Origin of the sequence: Streptomyces swartbergensis, assembly GCF_002148965.1 — a bacterium.
GTDB classification, from domain to species: domain Bacteria; phylum Actinomycetota; class Actinomycetes; order Streptomycetales; family Streptomycetaceae; genus Streptomyces; species Streptomyces swartbergensis.
The window spans coordinates 1-2,640 of record NZ_NGFN01000599.1 but is presented as its reverse complement, the minus strand read 5'-3'; the positions used below and the strand labels follow the sequence as shown (position 1 = coordinate 2,640).

Genomic DNA, 2,640 nt, shown 5'->3' with positions numbered 1-2,640 from the left:
ACCATCGGGCGCCGGGTGCAGCGGTTGCGGGTCGAACGCGGACTGACGCAGCGGCAGTTGGCGGAACCCGTGTACACGCCCGCCTATGTCTCCACCCTGGAGTCGGGCCGGGTGCGGCCCTCGGACGACGCCCTGCGGCATCTCGCCGGGCGGCTCGGTGTCGCCTTCGACGAACTCGCCACCGGGCGTTCGGCCCGGCTCGTGACCGAGCTGCGGCTGCGGCTGACCGAGGCGCAGCGCGTCTTCGCCGTCGGTGAGGCCGAGGCGGCGGCGGAGCAGTACGCCGAGCTGCTCGTCGAGGCCGAGACGCACGGGCTGGCCGGGGAACAGGCCGCCGCGCTGCTCGGGCTCGGCGAGTGCGCCCTGGAGACGGGCGAGCTCGTGGCCGGTCGGCAGTACTTCGAACGGGCCGAGGAGTGTCTGGCCGGCGCGCCGCTGCCCGCCCGGGTCCCGGCGTTGCGCGGCCGGGCCGTCGCGCACTATCTCGCCGGGGAACTCCGGTACGCCGTGTACCTGCTGGAGACCACCCTCGACGAGCTGAATCGCGGCGGGCTGCACGATCCGGACGCCCTGCTGCTGCTCTACGCCAGCGCCATCGGGCCGTACATGGACATGGGCGCGCACGCCCGCGCCGCCCAGGCCGCCGAGTTCGCCCTGGCGCTCGCCCCGCAGTCCGGCGACCCGGCCCTGGTCGCGCGCATGCACCGGTCGGTCGCCCGTACCCTGGTCGCCGAGGGCCGCCTCGCCGAGGCCGACGCCTCGCTGGCCAAGGCGGCCGAGCTGTACCGCGGCCTCCAGATCCGCACCGAACTCGCCAACTGCCACTGGATGCGCGGCTACGTCTACGCCCAGGACGGCCAACTGGAGCGGGCCGAGGGCGAGTTGCGGGAGGCCCTCGGCATGCTGTCGGCCAAGCGCGCCGCCCTCTACAGCAGCCAGGTCGCCGTCGAACTGGCCGACGTCCTGCACCGGCGCGGCGAGTCCGACGAGGCGGCGGCCCTGCTGCACGGCGTGCTCGACGACCTGTCCCCCGAGCGCGGTGCCGTCCACTCCGCCGCCGCGCACCGCCTCCTCGGCATCATCGCGGAGGACGCCCGCCGCACCGAGGACGCCGAGGAGCACTACGTCCGCGCCCTGAGCCTGCTGGAGCGGGCGGGCGCGGCCGGCGACCTGGCCGATCTGTGCCGCCTGCTCGGCGACCTGCTGCGCCGCACCGGGCGGGTGGAGGCGGCCCTGGACGCCTACCGCACGGGTCTCGGACACCGCACGGCCCCCGGCACCACCACCCTCGGGCCCGCGCCCGCACAGCCTCCTCTGTGAGGAAACGGGGGCTTGGCGCAGTCGGGCGGGTTAGCCTCCTTCCGCAATGCGAACGATCGGGGCGGGGCGCGTGGAGAACGAACGGACGGTGGCCGACGGCATACGGCTGGGCCTGCGGGCCCTCGTGTACGCCGTCCTCGGGGGCGCCGCGCTGATCGCCATCGGGACGGTCGTGTCGGTGCTCGGGCCGATGCTGGCGCTCGATCTCTACACGCCGCCCGTCGCGGCCTGGTGGACGGTGTTCACCGCGATCACCGTCCAGGGCGTGCCCTTCCTGCTGCTGGGCACGGTCGTGTCGGCGGCGATCGGCGCGTTCGTGCCCGCGCGGGTGTTCCAGCGGTTGCTGCCCCGCCGTACCGCCCTCGCCGTGCCGGTCGCGGGGGCGGCGGGCGTCGTCCTGCCCGGCTGCGAGTGCGCGTCCGTGCCGGTGGCGGGCAGCCTGATGCGGCGGGGTGTCGCCCCGGCGGCCGCCCTCGCCTTCCTGCTGTCCGCGCCCGCGATCAACCCCGTCGTCCTGGTGGCGACCTCCGTCGCCTTCCCGGGACAGCCGGAGATGGTCCTCGGCCGGCTGGTCGCCTCGCTCGGCACGGCCGTGGTGATGGGGTGGCTGTGGGCGCGGTTCGGGCGGGACGAGTGGCTGCGGCCGCCGAAGCGGACCACCGCGGACGAGCCGGGCGGCGGGCCGCGTGCCTTCGTCTCCGGCCTCCAGCACGACTTCCTGCACGCCGGCGGTTTCCTCGTGCTCGGCGCGGCGGCCGCGGCGACCTTCGACATCGTCGTACCGAGGTCGCTGCTGGAGGTGTTCACCGGGTCGCCCTGGCTGTCGGTGCTGCTCCTGGCCGTGCTGGCGGTCGTGCTGTGCGTGTGCAGTGAGGCCGACGCGTTCGTGGCGGCGTCGCTGAGCGGCTTCTCGCCCACCGCGCGGCTGGCGTTCATGGTGGTCGGGCCGATGGTCGACCTGAAGCTGATCGCGCTCCAGACGGGCACGTTCGGCCGGTCCTTCGCGCTGCGGTTCTCCTCCGTGACCTGGCTGGTGGCCGTCGCGAGCAGCGTCCTGGTGGGGTGGTGGCTGCTGTGAGGAGCTACGGACCGGCCGTACTGCTCGCCCTCGTCGGTGCGGCGATCCTGCGGGTGTCGCTCTTCAGCGACCTGTATCTGCGGTACGTGCAGGTCGGGTTGCGGCCGTACCTGGTGGTGTCGGGGGTGGGGCTGGTGCTGCTCGCGGTGGTGGTGGCGGTGCTGGTGCGGACGGCGGGGGAGCAGGAGGACCCGGAGGACCCGGAGGACCCGGAGAACTCGGAGGACCTGGAGGACCCGGAG

General features: G+C 74.5%; 2 protein-coding genes and 1 pseudogene. All 3 read left to right on the top strand.

The features are described 5' to 3' along the window. Window positions 1–1,320, top strand: a 1,320-nt coding sequence (locus CA983_RS42615) for a helix-turn-helix domain-containing protein (RefSeq protein WP_244207338.1), incomplete at its 5' end; no start/stop codon positions are given. A 46-nt stretch (window positions 1,321–1,366) separates the two neighbouring features. Then, the gene (locus tag CA983_RS42610) at window positions 1,367–2,398 is read left to right on the top strand and encodes a permease (RefSeq protein ID WP_086605987.1); all 1,032 of its coding nucleotides are present in this window, start codon (window positions 1,367–1,369) and stop codon (window positions 2,396–2,398) included. Continuing rightward, window positions 2,395–2,640 (top strand): annotated as a pseudogene (locus CA983_RS46020) (TIGR03943 family putative permease subunit); the annotation flags it as partial. The gene CA983_RS42610 and the pseudogene CA983_RS46020, both read left to right, overlap by 4 nt.

Coding starts and splice junctions, on each gene's coding strand:
- CA983_RS42610 (WP_086605987.1), top strand. CDS start 1,367: ATGCGAACGATCGGGGCGGGGCGCGTGGAGAACGAACGGACGGTGGCC.